At 70.7% G+C, this 17,065-nt stretch carries 18 protein-coding genes; 10 read left to right on the forward strand and 8 right to left on the reverse strand.

Annotated elements, in window-relative coordinates; translation table 11 throughout:
- Nucleotides 1–93: 93 nt before the first annotated feature.
- Both ASD30_RS23625 and ASD30_RS23630 read right to left on the reverse strand, forming a co-directional pair.
- Complete coding sequence (locus ASD30_RS23625; protein ID WP_056688005.1) at nucleotides 94–855, reverse strand: SDR family NAD(P)-dependent oxidoreductase; 762 nt, start codon at nucleotides 853–855, stop codon at nucleotides 94–96.
- On the reverse strand, nucleotides 855–2,024 hold the full coding sequence (locus ASD30_RS23630; RefSeq protein WP_056688009.1) for an acyl-CoA dehydrogenase family protein: 1,170 nt from the start codon (nucleotides 2,022–2,024) through the stop codon (nucleotides 855–857). The genes ASD30_RS23625 and ASD30_RS23630 overlap by 1 nt, the downstream gene beginning before the upstream one ends.
- A gap of 118 nt (nucleotides 2,025–2,142) precedes the next feature.
- Between ASD30_RS23630 and ASD30_RS23635 the strand changes: the two genes are divergently transcribed.
- The 6 genes from ASD30_RS23635 to ASD30_RS23660 all read left to right on the forward strand — a co-directional run bounded on the left by ASD30_RS23635 (nucleotide 2,143) and on the right by ASD30_RS23660 (nucleotide 8,018).
- The gene (locus ASD30_RS23635; RefSeq protein WP_056688013.1) at nucleotides 2,143–3,819 is read left to right on the forward strand and encodes an AMP-binding protein; all 1,677 of its coding nucleotides are present in this window, start codon (nucleotides 2,143–2,145) and stop codon (nucleotides 3,817–3,819) included.
- Nucleotides 3,816–4,433 (forward strand): TetR/AcrR family transcriptional regulator, encoded by a 618-nt coding sequence (locus ASD30_RS23640; protein WP_235529959.1) that lies wholly within the window; start codon nucleotides 3,816–3,818, stop codon nucleotides 4,431–4,433. Before ASD30_RS23635 ends, ASD30_RS23640 begins: the two co-directional genes overlap by 4 nt.
- 76 nt (nucleotides 4,434–4,509) lie before the next feature.
- Entirely contained in the window at nucleotides 4,510–5,172 is a 663-nt protein-coding gene (locus ASD30_RS23645; RefSeq protein WP_056688017.1) for a nitroreductase, read from the forward strand.
- Nucleotides 5,173–5,256: 84 nt separating this feature from the next.
- Nucleotides 5,257–6,606: an MFS transporter gene (locus tag ASD30_RS23650; RefSeq protein WP_162251049.1), complete on the forward strand. Its 1,350-nt coding sequence runs from the start codon at nucleotides 5,257–5,259 to the stop codon at nucleotides 6,604–6,606.
- 99 nt (nucleotides 6,607–6,705) lie between these two features.
- Nucleotides 6,706–7,191, forward strand: a complete 486-nt coding sequence (locus ASD30_RS23655) for a nuclear transport factor 2 family protein (protein WP_056688023.1) — start codon at nucleotides 6,706–6,708, stop codon at nucleotides 7,189–7,191.
- Nucleotides 7,188–8,018 (forward strand): SDR family NAD(P)-dependent oxidoreductase, encoded by an 831-nt coding sequence (locus ASD30_RS23660; protein ID WP_056688026.1) that lies wholly within the window; start codon nucleotides 7,188–7,190, stop codon nucleotides 8,016–8,018. The genes ASD30_RS23655 and ASD30_RS23660 overlap by 4 nt, the downstream gene beginning before the upstream one ends.
- Before the next feature lie 130 nt (nucleotides 8,019–8,148).
- On the opposite strand, the gene ASD30_RS23665 is transcribed toward ASD30_RS23660, so the two are convergent.
- From ASD30_RS23665 to ASD30_RS23675, 3 genes are read right to left on the reverse strand one after another with little or no spacing between them, the layout of a single operon-like run.
- Nucleotides 8,149–8,898, reverse strand: a complete 750-nt coding sequence (locus tag ASD30_RS23665) for an enoyl-CoA hydratase/isomerase family protein (RefSeq protein WP_056688029.1) — start codon at nucleotides 8,896–8,898, stop codon at nucleotides 8,149–8,151.
- A gap of 1 nt (nucleotide 8,899) precedes the next feature.
- Complete coding sequence (locus ASD30_RS23670; protein ID WP_056688032.1) at nucleotides 8,900–10,078, reverse strand: thiolase family protein; 1,179 nt, start codon at nucleotides 10,076–10,078, stop codon at nucleotides 8,900–8,902.
- A gap of 11 nt (nucleotides 10,079–10,089) precedes the next feature.
- On the reverse strand, nucleotides 10,090–10,935 hold the full coding sequence (locus ASD30_RS23675) for a 3-hydroxybutyryl-CoA dehydrogenase (RefSeq protein WP_056688035.1): 846 nt from the start codon (nucleotides 10,933–10,935) through the stop codon (nucleotides 10,090–10,092).
- Between the two features lie 127 nt (nucleotides 10,936–11,062).
- Between ASD30_RS23675 and ASD30_RS23680 the strand changes: the two genes are divergently transcribed.
- Nucleotides 11,063–11,710 (forward strand): hypothetical protein, encoded by a 648-nt coding sequence (locus ASD30_RS23680; protein ID WP_056688038.1) that lies wholly within the window; start codon nucleotides 11,063–11,065, stop codon nucleotides 11,708–11,710.
- A gap of 9 nt (nucleotides 11,711–11,719) precedes the next feature.
- Here ASD30_RS23680 and ASD30_RS23685 read toward each other — a convergent pair whose 3' ends face one another.
- From ASD30_RS23685 to ASD30_RS23695, 3 genes are read right to left on the reverse strand one after another with little or no spacing between them, the layout of a single operon-like run.
- Nucleotides 11,720–12,523 (reverse strand): SDR family NAD(P)-dependent oxidoreductase, encoded by an 804-nt coding sequence (locus tag ASD30_RS23685; RefSeq protein ID WP_056688042.1) that lies wholly within the window; start codon nucleotides 12,521–12,523, stop codon nucleotides 11,720–11,722.
- Nucleotides 12,520–12,990, reverse strand: coding sequence for a nuclear transport factor 2 family protein (locus tag ASD30_RS23690; protein ID WP_056688045.1), 471 nt, complete (start codon nucleotides 12,988–12,990; stop codon nucleotides 12,520–12,522). Before ASD30_RS23690 ends, ASD30_RS23685 begins: the two co-directional genes overlap by 4 nt.
- Nucleotides 12,987–13,868 carry an LLM class F420-dependent oxidoreductase gene (locus ASD30_RS23695; RefSeq protein WP_056688048.1) on the reverse strand — a complete coding sequence of 294 codons (882 nt, stop codon included), beginning with the start codon at nucleotides 13,866–13,868 and terminating at the stop codon, nucleotides 12,987–12,989. The genes ASD30_RS23690 and ASD30_RS23695 overlap by 4 nt, the downstream gene beginning before the upstream one ends.
- A gap of 98 nt (nucleotides 13,869–13,966) precedes the next feature.
- Here ASD30_RS23695 and ASD30_RS23700 point away from each other — a divergent pair, with 98 nt between their 5' ends.
- Genes ASD30_RS23700 through ASD30_RS23710 form a run of 3 tightly spaced genes read left to right on the forward strand, consistent with a single transcriptional unit; the run spans nucleotide 13,967 to nucleotide 17,057 of the window.
- Complete coding sequence (locus ASD30_RS23700; protein WP_200951237.1) at nucleotides 13,967–14,596, forward strand: PaaI family thioesterase; 630 nt, start codon at nucleotides 13,967–13,969, stop codon at nucleotides 14,594–14,596.
- Entirely contained in the window at nucleotides 14,593–15,417 is an 825-nt protein-coding gene (locus ASD30_RS23705; protein WP_056688054.1) for an SDR family NAD(P)-dependent oxidoreductase, read from the forward strand. The genes ASD30_RS23700 and ASD30_RS23705 overlap by 4 nt, the downstream gene beginning before the upstream one ends.
- A 26-nt stretch (nucleotides 15,418–15,443) precedes the next feature.
- Nucleotides 15,444–17,057, forward strand: a complete 1,614-nt coding sequence (locus tag ASD30_RS23710) for a class I adenylate-forming enzyme family protein (protein WP_056688057.1) — start codon at nucleotides 15,444–15,446, stop codon at nucleotides 17,055–17,057.
- Nucleotides 17,058–17,065: the final 8 nt, after the last annotated feature.

Genomic DNA, 17,065 nt, shown 5'->3' on the forward strand with positions numbered 1-17,065 from the left:
ACCTGAACAGTCGAGCGGTCATGCTGAGCCGAAGTCTGCACCGGTGGGTTCCCGGACGGCCCGCGGCGTGAACGACACGACGAGCGGGAACTGTCAGCGGGGGGCCATGCGGAGGGCGCCGTCCATGCGGAACACCTCGCCGTTCAGGTAGTCGTGGTCGACCAGGAACAGCGCGAGGTCGGCGTACTCCGACGGCTTGGCGAGGCGCTGCGGGAACGGTACGCCGGCAGCGAGGCCGGCCCGGAACTCCTCCGAGACCGTGGCCAGCATCGGCGTCTCGACGATGCCGGGGGCGATCGTGTTGACACGGATGCCGTGCTGCGCGAGGTCGCGGGCGGCCGGCAGGTTCAGGCCGACGATGCCGCCCTTCGACGAGGCGTACGCCGCCTGGCCGATCTGTCCCTCGAAGGCGGCGATGGAGGCGGTGTTGATGATGATGCCGCGGGCGTTGTTCTCGAGCGGCTCGGTGGCCGCGATCTTCTCGGACGCCAGCGCCAGCACGTTGAACGAGCCGATCAGGTTGATCTGCACGATCTTGGCGTAGAGCGCGAGGTCGTGGACGCCCTTCTTCGACAGGATGCGCGCCGAGGGACCGATGCCGGCGCAGTTGACGACGACGCGCAGGGGAGTGGTCGGGTCGGCGGCGGCCTGGTCGACCGCCTCCTGGACCTGCTCCGGGTCGGTCACGTCGACGCCGACGTAGTGCACGCCGTCGACGGCGGGCGCGCCGTCGATCGCCGAGGGGAGGTCGAAGGCGTAGACGGTGGCTCCGCGACCGGCGAGGGCGGCGGCGGTCGCCGCACCCAGACCCGACGCTCCGCCGGTGACGATCGCCGCGGTGTTCTCGACCTGCATCAGTTGCTCTCCTTGATGGTTCCGTTGTTGTCCTTGGCCAGCGCGCGGCTGATCACCATGCGCTGGATCTGGTTCGTGCCTTCGAAGATCTGCATGACCTTGGCCTCGCGCATGAAGCGCTCGACCGGGAAGTCGCGGGTGTAGCCGTAGCCGCCGAGCACCTGGACGGCGTCGGTGGTGACCTTCATGGCGTTGTCCGTGGCCACCATCTTCGCGATCGACGCCTCGCGGCTGAACGGCAGCCCCCGGTCCTTGAGACGTGCGGCGTGCAGCACCATCGCGCGGGCGGACTGGATCGCCGCCTCCATGTCGGCCAGCACGAACGCCAGCCCCTGGTGGTCGATGATCTTCTTGCCGAACGTCTCGCGCTCCTTGGCGTAGGCGACGGCGTGGTCGAGCGCCCCCTGGGCGAGGCCGGTGGCGACCGCGGCGATGCCGAGGCGGCCGGAGTCGAGCCCGGCCAGCGCGATCTTGAGCCCGTCACCCTCGTTGCCGAGCAGCCGCGACGCCGGGATGCGTACGTCGTTCAGGCGCATCGTGGTCGTCGAGGAGCCGGTCAGGCCCATCTTCTTCTCGGGCGGGTCGGCCTCGAAGCCCGGGGTGTCGGCCGGGATCAGGAAGCAGGAGATGCCGTTGCGGTCGTCCGACGTACGGGCCATCACCTTGTAGAAGTCGGCGTTGCCGCCGTGGGTGGTCCACGCCTTCGCGCCGTTGAGCACGTAGTCGTCGCCGTCGCGGCGGGCCGACGTCTTCATTGCGGCCGGGTCGGAACCGGCGTGCGCCTCACTGAGGCAGTAGGCGCCGAGCAGCTCGCCACCGAGCATGTCGGGCAGCCACGCCTGCTTCTGCTCCTCGGTGCCGTGCTCGTGGAGGCCGAAGCAGCTGAGCGCGTGCACCGAGACGCCGACGCCGACGCTCGACCAGACCGAGGCGATCTCCTCGAGCACCTGGAGGTAGACCTCGTAGGGCTGGCCTCCGCCGCCGTACTCCTCGGAGTAGGGGAGTCCGAGCAGGCCGGCGCGACCGAGCAGCTTGAAGACGTCGCGCGGGAAGGTCTCTGTCGCCTCGTCCTGCGCGGCGCGGGGGAGCAGCTCCTTGGTGGCCAGGTCGCGGACCAGCCTGAGCAGGTCGGCGGCTTCGGACGTGGGCAGCACGCGGCTGGCGGGCATGGTCACTCCTGTGGCTTGGGTCATGCGATATTGATACTGTGACTGAACCTAGCGTACTAATACGAGTACGATCTTGTCACGACGGAGTGACCCCGAGCGCATCCGAAAGGCAGAACAGATGACCCCCGAGGCCCGCGTGGCACAACTGCTGGACACCTTCGACGCACCGGAGGTGAACCTCGGCGAGCTCCTCTGCGACGGCCACCCGGCCGACGCGGTCGCGTTCACCGTCGTCCAGCCCGATCTGTCCACGCTCGACCTGAAGTTTGGCGACCTGAAGTTTGGCGACCTGACTTACGGCGACCTGGCCGAGAGCTCGCGCCGCTTCGCCGCCTACCTCGCCGACCAGGGTGTGGAGCCCGGTGACCGGGTGGCCACCCTGATGGGCAAGTCGGCAGACCTGGTCACCGTCATCCTCGGCATCTGGCGCGCCGGGGCGGTGCACGTGCCGCTGTTCACCGCCTTCGCGACGCCGGCGATCGCGCTGCGCCTGGACGGCAGCGATGCGAAGTACGTCGTCTGCGACGCCGACCAGCGCGCCAAGCTCGAGCCCGGCGAGGACCTCCCCGAGGACCCGGCCCGGCAGGTCATCGTGGCCGGCGACCGGGTCGCGTCGGGCGACCTCTCGCTGACCGCCCTGCTCGCCGAGGCCGACCCGGCTGCCGCCCCGAACGTGGCCGTTGCCGGGAGTGCCGAGTTCGTGCGGCTCTTCACCTCGGGCACCACCGGAACGCCCAAGGGCGTGCCGATCCCGGTCAAGGCGCTGGCGACGTTCGTGGTCTACCTGGAGTACGGCCTCGACGTCACCGCCGACGACGTCTACTGGAACGCTGCCGACCCGGGCTGGGCCTACGGCCTCTACTACGGAATCGCCGGTCCGCTCGCCGCTGGTCGCCGCAACATCCTGCTGCAGGCCAAGTTCACCCCCGAGACCACCTGGCAGGTGATCCAGTCGCTCGGCGTCACGAACCTGGCGGCCGCGCCCACCGTGTTCCGGTCATTGCGCAGCGCCGAGACGCCTGCCCCGGCCGGGCTCGACCTGCGCCGCATCTCCAGCGCCGGCGAGCCGCTGAACCCCGACGTGGTCACCTGGGGCGCCGACGTCCTCGGCGCCGCGATCCACGACACCTACGGCCAGACCGAGCTCGGCATGTCGATCGTCAACGGCTGGCAGGCGGACGTCGCCGGCGAGCTGCGCCACGGCTCGATGGGGCGCCCCATGCCCGGGTGGGACGCCGCCGTGCTCAAGGAGGAGGCCGACGAACCCGCCGACGCCGGCGAGCTGGGCCGGGTCGCCATCGACCTCCAGGGCAGTCCGCTGATGTGGTTCACCGGCTACGTCGACGCTCCCGAGAAGACAGCCGAGCGGTTCAGCGCCGACGGCCGGTGGTACTACACGGGCGACGCCGGCTCGATGGACGAGGACGGCTACGTCTACTTCTCGTCGCGCGACGACGACGTGATCATCATGGCCGGCTACCGGATCGGCCCGTTCGAGGTCGAGAGCGTGCTGGTCGGTGACCCGCGGGTCGTCGAGGCGGCCGTGGTCGGGGTCCCCGACGACCTGCGCGGCGAGGTCGTGGAGGCGTTCGTCGTGCTCGCCCCCGGAACCTCGGCCACGCCGGAATTCGTCGACGAGCTCAAGCAGCGGGTCAAGACCAAGCTGGCGGCGCACGCCTACCCGCGCCAGATCCACCTGGTCGCCGAGCTCCCGAAGACCCCGTCGGGCAAGATCCAGCGCTTCCAGCTCCGTTCGCAGCGGGCCTCCGAGATCGCGGCGGCGTCGCAGTCGTGAGTGCCGGTACGTCGAAGGGGCCGGGCCGCGCGGTGGTGCGCGGCACCGGCCGTCGGCGTACGCCCCGTCAGCTCGACCTGCTCGACCGCCTGGTCGACCTGATGACGAGCGAGGGTTTCGCGCGGTTCACCCTCGACGACATCGCCGTGCGCATGCGGTGCTCCAAGACCACCCTCTATGCGCTGGCGCCCTCGAAGCCGGAGCTCGTGGTCGAGGTGGTCAAGCAGTACTTCCGCAACTCGGTACCTCGCATGGAGGAGTCGGTCGCCGCGGCCGAGGCGCCGGCCGATCGGGTCACGGCCTACCTGCTCGCCGTGGCCGACTACCTCGCCCCGCTCTCGCGCGACTTCATGGACGACGTGGCGTCGTTCGCGCCGGCTGCGGAGGTCTATCGCACCAACACCATCGCCGCGGCCAACCGCATCCGCGAGCTGATCGCGGAAGGCATCGCAGCCGGCCAGTTCCGCGCGGTCAACGCCGCGTTCGCTGCGGAGATGGTGGCCGCGACGATGTTCGAGATCCAGCGTGGCGAGATGTTCGCGCGGCTCGAGATGAGCGACGCGGAGGCGTACACCGAGCTCGCCGCGCTCGTCGTCGGCGCGCTGACCGTGTGAGGCCTCTGACTCGGTCGACCAAGCACCACGGGCACCACACGGGTACCAGACGGGTGCCAGACACGAGACAGGAGTGATGGTGGAGTTTCACAGTGTTCTGGAAGAGCGTTGGAGTTGCCGCGCCTTCACCACCGACGAGGTGCCCGAGACGACTCTGCGCAAGATCTTCGCGTTCGCACAACGCACGGCGTCGTGGTGCAACACCCAGCCGTGGCAGGTGCACCTGCTCAGCGGCGAGGCCAGGGAGCGGTTGGCCAAGGGCCTTGTCGACGCTGTGGTCTCTGGAGCCGGTGGCTCCGACCTGCCGATGCCGGATGCTTACGTCGGGGTCCACCAGGAGCGTCGGCGCGAGGCAGGCTACGCGCTCTACGAGAGCCTCGACATCGCCCGTGATGACCGCGTGGCGCGCGATCTCCAGATGCTGAAGAACTTCACGTTCTTCGACGCACCCCACGTCGCGATCATCACCACCGACGCCAACCAGGGTGTCTACGGGGCGGTCGACTGCGGTGGCTATGTCGCCAACCTGCTCAACGCCGCCCACGAGCTGGGGGTCGCGACCGTCCCGCAGGCTGCCATCGCCATGCAGTCGCCGACCGTTCGCGACGTCCTCGACCTGCCGGCGGACCGACTGGTGGTCTGCGCGGTCTCTCTCGGCTTCGCTGACACCGATCACCCGGTCAACGCCTTCCGGACCAGCCGGGCCACGTTCGAGGACTCGGTCGTCTTCGTCTCCTGAGTGTGACGAGTCGGGGCCTCGCCCGACATCCGCCCCCGCCGGAGAGGAATGAATGGTGCCGGGCGGCGGTTGGTGAAGGTTGTGATGGCCAAAGACGCGAGACGTGTGTCCGTACTGCTCGGACTCCTCTTCGGCCTCGCCGGCATGGGTTCCTCCTCGGCCGCGATCGCGCTGCCGTTGATCTCCCAGGACCTCGGTGTGAGCGTCGGTGTCAGCACCTGGACCATCACGCTCTACGCGTTGATGCTCGCGGTCACCACCGCGGTCTACGGACGGGTGGCCGACCTTGTCGGCGTACGCCTGCCGTTGCTGGTCGGCGTGGCGCTGATGACCAGCGGCGCGATCGTCTCTGCCCTCGCCCCCAACTTCGAGGTGCTGCTGGTGGCCCGCATCTTCCAGGGTGCGGGCGCGGCCGCCGTACCCACGATGGGGGTCGCGGTGCTGAGCGCGCGCTACCACGGCGAGATCCGGGGCCTGGCGTTCGGCCGGCTGGCCGGTTTCGCCGCGGCACTGAGCTGCCTCGGCCCCCTCATCGGCGGCATCGTCGAGCACCAGTTCGGCTGGCGTGCGGTGATGGCGCTGCCGATCCTCGGACTGCTCGTGATCCCGTTCCTCTGGCACGCCCTGCACAACGAGGGCACCGGGGCCCGGCTCGACATCGTCGGTGCCGTGCTGGTCGCGGCCACGGCCGCCGGCGCCGTCCTGCTGGTGCAGTCACCGTCGACCGGCGTGGCCGTGGCGGTGGCCGGCGTCCTGCTGATGGCACTGGGCACACCGGCCGTCGTACTGCGGGTCCGCCGCCGACCACACGGCTTCCTGCCCGCCTCGGTGATCACCAACCCTGTCGTGGTGCGCAGCGCGCTGGCCGCGATGGCCATCCCCGCCGCATGGTTCGCCTTGTTGATCGCCATCCCGGCGGTGCTGGTCGGCGACGGCTGGGAGCCGTGGCAGGTCGGCCTGCTGATGGTGCCCAGCGCTGCGGTCGGCCTGATCACCCCTCGCTTCGCCGGTCCGCTGCTGAACCGGGTCGGCGCCACGAACACCCTGGCCGCATCGGGCGCGATCGTCTCGGTCGCGATGCTCGTGGCCGCGGTCGGTGCTCACCAGACGTGGGCGCCGGTGCTGCTGGTCGCCGTGATGCTGGCCACCGCCTCGTTCGGCATGGGCCAGCCCGCGCTCAGTGCCGCGGTCGGTGACGCCGTGCACGCCGACGTACGCGGTGTGGCCCTGGGTGTCGCGACCTTGCTGTTCCTGGTCGGCGGGTCCGTGGGCTCGGCCGTCGTCGGCGGCCTCGGCGACGTGGTCGGCATCGACTGGAGCCTGGTCGTGCTCGCGCTGCTGCCACTGGCCGGACTGTCGGCACTCGCTCCGATGCTGCGCGCACGGACGGGCCGGGCAACGGGCCTGACCACGGTGCCCACTGGGCGGGACTGACGTCGAGCTGATGGCGGGTCAGTGCTTGCCTTGCAGCAACGCTCGGGGCCGTTGGTTCCTGCGCGAGACCGACCACCCCGCGAAAGGGCAGGTGTCCCCGTGGACCTGGAAGCACGTGTCTCCCGCCTCGAGGCGGTCGAGCAGATCAAGGCACTCAAGCATCGCTACCTGCGCGCCTGTGACGCGAAGCGTCCCGAGGACTTCCGCGCCTGCTTCATCGAGCGCGGTGCGGTGCTCGACTACGGGCCACGGATCGGGAGCTTCGACGACGCCGACGGCATCGCGGCGGTGTTTCGCCGGATCGCCCTGCAGCGGGTGGACGGGAAGGTCGTCGTCCTCGACATGCACCACGCCCTGCACGCCGACATCGAAGTCGACGACGACGAGGCCACCGGTGCCTGGACCCTGCGCTTCCGCCAGGTCGACCTGACTCGGAGCACCGAGTCAGTGAGCGCCGTCGAATACGCAGACCGCTACGTCGTCGAGGACGGGGAGTGGCGGATCGCCCGCAGCGAGGTCACGGTGCTGTGGACCCTGACCACACCGTTGCCCGAGGGCTTCGCCGTCACGGAGTCGTTCTCGTGAGCGGGGGGAGCCGGGTCGCCCTGGTCACCGGGGGCAGCAAGGGCGTGGGCCAAGGGATCGCGGTGGGCCTGGCCGAGTCCGGCTGGACCGTGCACGTCTCCGGCCGCGACCGCGAGCGCCTGCAGGCCACCGTCGACCGCGTCGGTGCCGCGGGAGGCACGGGCCACGCCCACACCTGCGAGCACACCGACGATGACGACGTACGCCGACTCGTCACGGAGGTGCACGACCACGCGGGACGTCTCGACCTGCTCGTGAACAACGCCTGGGCCGGTCCGCCGATGAACCACGTGACGCCGGAGAAGTTCTGGGAGAGGCCGCTGTCCGACTGGGACACGCTGATCGGCGTGGGCCTGCGCGCGCACTACGTGGCCACCCACGTCGCGGCGCCCCTCATGGTCGCCCGGCGCACGGGGCTGGTCATCAACATCTCCTCCGTCGGCACCCGTGCCTACCTGCACTCCACGCTGTACGGGATCTCCAAGGCAGGGCTGGACAAACTCACCCACGACGCGGCACTGGAGCTGCGCGAGCACGGGGTGACCGTGTTGTCGCTGTGGCCCGGTCTGGTCCGCACCGAGAAGCTGCTGGCCAGCGGGGTCGACAACATCGCGGGCGTCTCGGTGTCCGACACCGAGACGCCGGAGCTGCAGGGGCGGGTGCTCGCCGCGATCGCCGCGGATCCTGACCTGCACCGGCGCACGGGCGGCGTGGTGATCACCGCCGAGGCGGCCGCCGAGCTGGGCATCGTCGAGCCCGGCGGTGGGACCCCGGTGTCGCCGAGGCGGATGTTCGGTGGCGGCCCGATCTTCCCGCCGCTGCCCTGACCCGAACACACCCGCGCCGCCTCGTGCAACGCGGGGTTACGGTCGCTCCACACGCGTCGTGACGCGGGCGAGGCGACCACAGCGCCGCACAAGTGCGAAGGCGTCCCAGTCAGGGACGCGCCAGCCGAGCTCAGCGCTTGGTGAAGGCGGCGAGCAGTCGCTGGGCGTCGTCGGTGCCGACGGCCTTGGCGATGGTGACCGCCTCGTCGCGTCCGACAGAGGCCCGGTCGGACTCCCACGAACCACGGATCAGTCGCCGGGCCTGGCCGAACGCGAAGACCGGCCCGGCCGCCAGCGTCGTGGCCAGCTCGAGGGCACGGTCAGCGCCGGCGACCTCGGTGACCAGGCCCCAGTCGAGGGCCACGTCGGCGGTGATCGGGGTGTTGGTCAGCGCCATGTGGAGGGCGCGCTGCTGCCCGATCGCGCGGGGGAGCAGCCACGAGACACCGCAGTCGGGGGTCAGCCCGACACCGGGGTAGGCGGTCACGAACTTCGTGCCGGGATCGGCCACCACGAGGTCGCAGCTGAGCATCACCGCGAGACCCGCTCCCGCGACGGCACCCTGGACGGCGCCGACGACGGGCTTCTCGAGCGCGGTGAGCTCCTGCAGCGCGCCGTCCAGTGCGCCGGCCAGCTCGAGGAGGTACGCCGCCTGGTCGCCGTCCGACGCGACCATCGAGGCCACGTCGCCACCGGCACAGAACCGCTTGCCGGCACCCGTCACAAGCACGGCGCGTACGTCATCATCAGCGGCCGCCGACTTGATCGCCGCCGACAGTGCGTGGGCGGTGGGCAGGTCGACCGCGTTGGAGACCTCGGGGCGGTTGAGCTCGATGCGGGCCACACCGTCGGTCACGGCGTACGAGACAAGGTCGCTCATGTCAGATCCTCCGGAACAGGGCGGCCAGGGCCTGGCCGCCGCCGATGCACATGGTGACGATGCCCAGCTCGAGGTCGCGGCGCACGAGGTCCTTGGCCACCCGCAGCGACAGGATCGCCCCGGTCGCGCCGACCGGGTGGCCCAGCGCGATCGCGCCGCCGTACGGGTTGACCTGCTCGGGGTCGAGCTTCGCGTCGCGGATCACCGCGACGGCCTGCGAGGCGAACGCCTCGTTGAGCTCGATCGAGCCGATGTCGGAGGGCTTCGTGCCGGTCTTCTCGAAGAGGTTCTGCAACGCGAGCACGGGTGCGTAGCCCATCAGCTCGGGCTCCATCGCCGCAGTCGCGACGGCCTCGATGGAGACCAGTCCGGTCAGGCCGCGCTCGGCAGCCACCGACTCACGGGCGAGTACGACGGCCGCGCCGCCGTCGTTGATCCCGGAGGCGTTGCCGGCCGTGACCGTGCCGTCCTTGCTGAACGCAGGACGCAGTCCGGCCAGCGTCTCGAGCGTGGTGTCGGGCTTCGGGTGCTGGTCCTCGGTGACGGTGAACGGCTTGCGGCCACCCACCTCGACCGGGGTGATCTCCTCCGCGAACGCGGCCTTGGCGGCCTCGCTGGCGGCGCGCTGCTGGGAGAGCAGGGCGAACTCGTCCTGCTCCTGGCGCGAGACGCCGTACTTGGTGGCGACGTTCTCGGCGGTGACGCCCATGTGGATGTCGTGGAACGGGTCGGTCAGCATCATCACGGTGCCGTCGACCAGCGACCGGTTGCCGAGCTTGTAGCCGTTGCGGGCACCGAAGTCGTAGAACGGCATGCGGGTCATCGACTCGTCGCCGCCGGCCAGGGTGAGGCCGAGGTCGTTCCAGCGCATCTCCATGGCGGCCGACCAGATGGCCTGCAGCCCCGAGCCGCACAACCGGTTGACGGTGTAGGCGGGCACGTTCTTCGGCAGGCCGGCCGTGATCGCGACCCGGCGGGCGTTGTAGGCGTCGGGCCCGACCTGGCCGATGCAGCCCATCACCACCTCTTCGATGTCGGCGCCGTCGACGCCGGCGCGGCTCAGGGCCTCGCGGGCAGCGGTCGCGCCGAGCTCGAAGCCGGGCACGTCCTTGAACACTCCGCCGAAGCTGCCGACCGGCGTGCGGGCGCCGTCGACCAGGACGATCTTCTCGTCAGGCATGGATTCCTCGTTCAGTTGTAGGTGTAGAAGCCACGGCCGGTCTTGCGGCCGAGGAGGCCGGCGTCGACCATGCGGTTGAGCAGCGGCGGGGCGGCGTAGAGCGGCTCCTTGAACTCCTCGTAGAGCGACTCGGCGACGGCCTTGGTGGTGTCGAGCCCGATCAGGTCGGCCAGCGCGAGCGGGCCCTGCGGGTGGGCGGCACCGAGCACCAGGCCGCGGTCGATGTCGGCGGCGGTCGCGAAGCCCGACTCCATCATGCGGATCGCGGAGAGGATGAACGGGATCAGGAGCGCGTTGACCACGAAGCCGGCGCGGTCCTGGCAGTCGATCGCCTCCTTGCCGAGCACGTCCTGCACGAATGCGCGGGAGCGTTCGGTGACCTCGGGCGCGGTGACGATGGACGGCACGAGCTCGACCAGCTTGAGCACCGGCACCGGGTTGAAGAAGTGGATGCCGAGCACGTTCTGCGGGCGGTTGGTGACCACGCCGAGCTTCATGATCGGGATCGAGGAGGTGTTGGAGGCCAGGATGGCGTCGGGGGAGGTGACGATCTTGTCGAGCTGGCGGAACAGTTCGGTCTTGGCGTCCTCGTCCTCGAGGATCGCCTCGACGACCAGGTCGCGGTCGGCGAGCTCGTCGAGGTCGATGACCACACGGATCCGGGCCAGGACGTCGGCAGCGGAGGAGATCTTGCCCTTGGCCTCGGCACGGGCCAGCGACTTCTCGAGTCGTGACCGGCCAGAGTCGGCGGCACCCTGCGACGACTCGGCGACCACGACGTCGAGCCCCGCGCGGGCGCAGACCTCCGCGATGCCGGCTCCCATCAGGCCGCATCCGACGACCCCGATCTTCTCCATGTCTTCTCCTCGTTGATCCGATCGACGACTGTCACAACGACGCTAACTGCTACCGATAGGTAACTCTCACCGCGTCCACTCGCGCGAACGCCTGCACCGTGGCCGCGGTACGCCGTAACGTGTCTCCATGCGTTTCGACTGGGTGCCGGCCTCGGCGGCGTCGCTGATTGCCGGCGCGGTGACGCTGGCCCTGGGATCGACGTTGCTGCCCGGCGGAGACACCCCGACGGAGTCCCTGCACCTCGTCGAGCAACACGACTCGCAGTGGCTCGCGGTCTCGGTGCTCTTCTTCATCGCCGCGATCGCACTCGTCCTCGGCCTCCCGGCGGTGCTCACCCTTTTCCAGAAGCGGGGCGGGCTGCTCGGCCTGGTCGGCTGCTGCATCTTCCTGATCGGCTGTGTCGGAACGGCCGGCTACGCCATGCTGCTGGCGTTCTTCCGGGCCCTTGCCCTCAGCGGTGCGGTGCGCGCGGAGGCACTCGACGAGGTGGTCGCCGATCCCGGACTGAACGGCTTCCTGCTCGGGTGGGTGGCCGCGTTCTACCTCGGCGAGCTGCTGATCGGCCTGGCCCTGCTGCGGGCCGGCACCACGTCGAAGTGGGTGCCCGCCCTGCTGCTGGCCCACGTGGCCACCCTTCCGCTCGGTGCGCTGGCGCCGCGCCTGTTCGGGTCGTGGACGATCGTGTTCATGGGCGTCGGATTTGCAGGGGTCGCGATCGCCGCCAACAGCCGCCAGGGAGTCAAGGGCGAGACTGTGCAGTTCAGCTCACGTTGAGCGACCCGCCTAGGGATGGTCGGGCATGTTCGTCCAGCCCTTGCGGTCCTCGCGTGCATACCAGCCCGACGCGGCCAGGGTGCCGCCGTCGACGGGGATGGTGTGGCCGGTGACGAACCGCGCCTCGTCGCCGGCGAGGAACGCGATCACCGCGGCGTAGTCGTCGACGTGCCCGAACCTGCCCAGCGGGATCCAGGTGCGCAGCAGGTCGGGGTCGCGGCCGCGCAGCATCGCGTCGCGCGAGGTCTGCGGGGTGTCGGCCAGGTCGGGCGCGATGGCGTTCACGCGGACGCCGTACTGCCCGACCTCGACCGCCAGGCTCTTGGTGAACGCCGAGACGCCCGCGTTGTACGCCGAGTAGGCGGCGTTGCCGGGGATGCCGCGGAACGCCTCGACCGTCGAGTTGTTCACGATCGCACCGGAGGACTGCTCGACCATCCGGGGCAGCAGCGCGTGGGTCACCTTCAGCACGTGCAGCAGGTTGAGCTCGTAGAGGCGCTGCCACTGCTCGGGCCTGCTGTGCAGGAACGTCTTCGACGCCGGGCGGAAGTCGCCGACGTTGTTGACAAGGACGTCGACCCGGCCGAGCTCGCCGACCTGCGCCGACACCGCCTCGACCACGCCGTCGTCGGCCACGTCGCCGACCACCACGTGGGCGGTCCCTCCTGCGGCCCGGATCTCCGTGGCGGTGGCGTCGGCCGCTTCCGCGTCGATGTCCACCAGCACGACGGTGTCGCCGTCGGCGGCCAGGCGCCTGGAGGTGGCGCCGCCGATGCCGAGCGCCCCACCGGTCACCACGCTGACCCGGCTCACCGGACGGCCTTCAACGTCTGGGTCCGCACCGAGCCGACGTGCACCTCTCGGCGGCTGAACCGCCAGCCCGCCGGCGTACGCCGGTAGTGGTCGCGGTAGGTCACCGTCCAGACCAGGTCGCGTGGGCCGTCGGGGGAGTCGGTGTAGTGGTGCGCCTCGCAGGCGATCCGCCCGGTCGCGGTGTCCGCGTCCGGACCGGCGGTGAAGACCTCGCCACAGGCCGCGTGGAACGTGCCGCGCAGTCCGAGCACCTGCTCCATCGCGGCACGTACGCCGGCCTGCCCGACGTGTTCCTCGACCGGGTCCAGGTGTGTCGGGGGCTGCGCCGTGGCCAGCACCCCGTCGTCGGTGAAGAGCCCGGCGACCCCGGCCGGGTCGCGGTCGTCGACGGCCCCGGCGTACCGGTGGACCAGGTGGCGCAGTTCGACGAGGTCGGCGGACTCCGGCGTCAGAGCCGGGCCACTCATGAGAGTCCCAGGCGCTGGGCGCAGGCCGACAGCTCTTCGCAGGCCTGGTCGAGGTCGGCGGTCTCGCCGGCGGCGAGCACGATCCGGTCGGCGCCCTGGGCCGCGAGCCGCTCGGCGCGCGGCTGGTCGATCCTGGAGACCAGGTGCCCCAGGGAGACCTCGAGCGCCTCCGGGTCGCGCCCGGCGCCCTCGGCCTCGGTCCTCATCAGCTTGACCAGCGCGGCCAGCTCCTCACCGGCGACGCCCAGCGGCTGCAAGCCGTCGCCGTACCGGCCCGCGCGTCGCGCCGCAGCCTTGCTGTGACCGCCGACGTGCAGGGGTACGCCGCCGGGCTGGGCGGGCTTCGGGTAGGACATCGCGCCGTCGAAGTCGAAGAACTCGCCGTGGTGGTCCGCGCCGTCGGGCGACGAGTCGGCCCAAAGCTCGCGGAGCACCTGCAGCTGCTCGTCCGCGCGGCGGCCACGGGACTCGAACGGGGCGCCACAGGCCTCGATCTCCTCCTTCATCCAGCCCATGCCGACACAGACCCGCAGCCGACCGCCGGAGAGGCGGTCGATGGTGGCCAGCCGCTTGGCCAGCACCACGGGGTGGTGGTTCGGAAGGACGAGCACGCCCGTGGCCAGGCCGAGCGTCGTGGTCTGACCGGCGAGGAACGCCAGCAGGTCGAGCGGGTCGGGGATGTCGAGGTCGTCGGCCAGCTCCATCTTCCCGGACGCGTCGTAGGGATAGACGCTGGAGTAGCGGCTCATCACCACCGCGTGCTCGACGAGGACCAGGGACTCGAAGCCGCAGGCCTCGACGTGCTGGGCGTAGGCCGTCATCCAGACGGGATCGGCGGTGGTTCCGGCAGCGGTGGGTGCGATCACGGCGAACTTCATGTCGCGAACCTAGGCGCGGACCCACCCCGCGGTGCAGGTGTTCCCGGTGGCCGGGAGCGGTCCCATCGAATCCGAGGCCCAGCCGCTAGAAACAGTGCGTGTCCAGCAACCCCCGAGAATCCGAAGCCACCCCTGTGACGGACCCCGAGCGCCGGGCCGCGACCGTCGAGCTCGTCGAGGCGACCCGGGCCCTGATGCTCGCGGTGGCCACCACCGACCTGCCGGTCGACGACCTCGTCGAGGCGACCAAGTCGATCTCCGGACTGGCCGACCTGCTCGGCACCGAGACGCGGACCCGGGTGCTGAGGACGTCGTTCGAGCTGCCCGCCGAGTTGCGCGGGGCCGGCGAACCGTGGCGCACCTACGGTGTGAACCCGTTCGGCATCCCGCTCGAGATCCACTTCGACGGCGACACCGCGCGGGCCACCCTGGTCGGCGACGCGCTCCTGGAGGGCCCGCCTGATCACCTGCACGGCGGCTTCTCGGCGCACCTGATGGACTGCCTGCTCGGCAGCCTCGTCCAGGGCACGGGCGAACGGGCGGTGACCGGCACCCTCGACCTGCGCTACCTGAGCCGTACGCCGCTGGACGCACCGCTCGACCTGCACGCCGAGATCACCGGGCGCAGCGGCCGGAAGATCCACGCCGTGGGTTGGATCGAGCACGAGGGTGTCCGGTGCGTCGAGGCGACCGGCCTCTTCATCACGATCGACGGGGTGCACGCATGAGCTACCAGCTGACCGGGCTCGACGGGAAGGTCGCGGTCGTCACCGGTGCCGGCCGGATGCGGTCGATCGGACGCCAGATCGCCGTCGAGCTGGCCCGGGCCGGGTGCGACGTGGTGGTCACCGGCACCGGTCGTACGCCGGCACACCGGCCGGCCGACGAGCAGGAGGCGGGGTGGCGCGACATCGAGTCGGTGGCCGACGAGGTCCGTGCGCTCGGACGCCGCGCCCTGCCGGTGGTCTGCGACGTCTCCGAACCCGACCAGGTCGATGCGCTGCTGGCGGGAACGCTTGAGGAGTTCGGCCGGGTCGACGTACTCGTCAACAACGCCGCGGCCTCCCGCGGTGGCGACCGTGCGCCGCTGCTGGACCTCGACGTCGCCGACTTCGACCGGGTGGTCCGCATCAACCTGCGCGGCACGTTCCTGATGACCCAGGCCTTCGCCCGGGCCTTCGTCGAACGCGGTGACGGAGGAAGCATCCTCAACATCTCCTCGATCGGCGGCAAGCTGTCGGGTCCGGGCACCGGCGTCTACTCGGCGTCGAAGGCCGGCGTGCAGTCGTTGACCTCCACCGCCGCCAAGGAGCTCGGCAAGCACGGGATCCGGGTGAACGCACTCTGTCCCGGCGTCACGGCCACCAGCCGCCTCGACGACTGGTCGCCCGAGGCGTGGGAGACCTACGTGCGGGCCAACCTGCCGTTGGGTCGGGTCGGCGAACCGGTCGAGATCGCCCACGCCGCGGTGTTCCTGGCCAGCGATCAGGCCGCGTGGGTGACCGGGCAGTGCTGGAACATCGACGGTGGCCAGCTCACCGTCCGGTGAGCCCACCCCTTCTGGAGGACGAACGGATGACGCCCCGCGAGCAGGCGATGGCTCGACTCACCGGCCCCGGCCAGCCCTTCGAGCTGCACGAGGAGCTGGTGCGCGGTGTGCCGATGCAGGTGTTCCGCAACCGGCACCGCAGCCTGACCGAGCTGCTCCACGCCTCGGAGGCCTTCGGTGACACCGACTACCTCGTCACCATCGAGGGCCGGGTGACGTTCGCCCAGCACCACGAGGCGGTCGCCGCGCTGGCCACCGCACTGCGTGAGGAGTACGACGTCCACCCCGGCGACCGGGTCGCGTTGTGCGGCGCGAACTCGACGGAGTGGATCGTGGCGTTCTGGGCCACCGTCGCGTTGGGTGCCGTGGCGGTCGGGGTGAACTCGATGTGGGTCACCGACGAGATCGCGCACGGCCTGGAGCTCACCGAACCCTCCGTGATCTTCGCCGACGGTCCGCGTGCGGCGTTGATCGCGGAGACCGCGGTGCCCGTGCTGTCGTTCGAGACCGACCTGGCCGCCCTCGTCGAGCGGCACCGCGGGACCCCGATGCCCGTCGCCGACGTCGACGAGGACGACCCGGCGGTGATCCTGTTCACCAGTGGCACGAGCGGTCGATCGAAGGGCGCCACGCACTCGCACCGCAACGTGCTCTGCGCGGTCTGGTTCCACCTGCTCAACGACGCGGTCGCCACCGAGCTGGGCTTCCCGCCGAGCCACCGCCGCTACCTGCTGGCCACTCCGCTGTTCCACATCGCCGGGCTGCACAACCTGGCGATCGCCAGGCTCGCGGTCGGCGACACCGCGGTCCTGCACCTGGGGCGCTTCGACATCGACGCCGTGCTGCGGCTGATCGAGAAGGAGGGAATCACCAACTGGGGTGCGGTTCCGACCATGCTCACCCGGTTGCTCGAGTGCGACCTGTCGGCGTACGACCTGTCCTCATTGCGCGCACTTTCGGTCAACAGCGCCCCGTCCGCGCCGGTGCTCAAGGAGCGGCTGAGGGTGGCCCTGCCGGTGGCCGGTGCAGCGCTGGGGACGACGTACGGCCTGACGGAGTCGTCCACGGGTGCCACCCTGGCCACCGCCGCGGACCTCGAGGTGGACCCCCAGTCGGTGGGCACCCCGGTGGTGACCCTGCAGGTCGAGGTGCGTGACGCGGAAGGCAGGGCGGTGCCCGACGGGGTCGAGGGCGAGGTCTGCCTGCGCGGACCCCAGATGATGCTGGGCTACTGGCGCAACCCGGAGGCCACCGCCGAGTCCGAGGCGGCCGACGGCTGGTTCCGGACCGGCGACCTGGGGTGTCTCGTCGACGGCCACCTGCGTCTCTCGAGCCGACGCTCGGACCTGATCCTGCGCGGTGCGGAGAACGTCTATCCGGCCGAGGTCGAGAACCAGCTGGCACTGCTGCCCGACGTGCTCGAGTGCATCGTGCTCGGTGTGCCCGACCCCGACATGGGGCAGGCGGTGGCGGCCTCGGTGGTCGTGCGACCCGGCAGCCAGGTCGACGAGGCGACGTTGCGGGCGCACCTCGCGCCGCGGCTGGCGAAATACAAGACGCCCACCGTGTGGCACATCGGCACCGAACCGCTGCCCCGCAACGCGACCGGCAAGGTGAACCGGCGCGACATCATCTGGTGACCGCGCGG

This window comes from Nocardioides sp. Root140, assembly GCF_001426745.1.
Taxonomy (GTDB): Bacteria; Actinomycetota; Actinomycetes; order Propionibacteriales; family Nocardioidaceae; genus Nocardioides.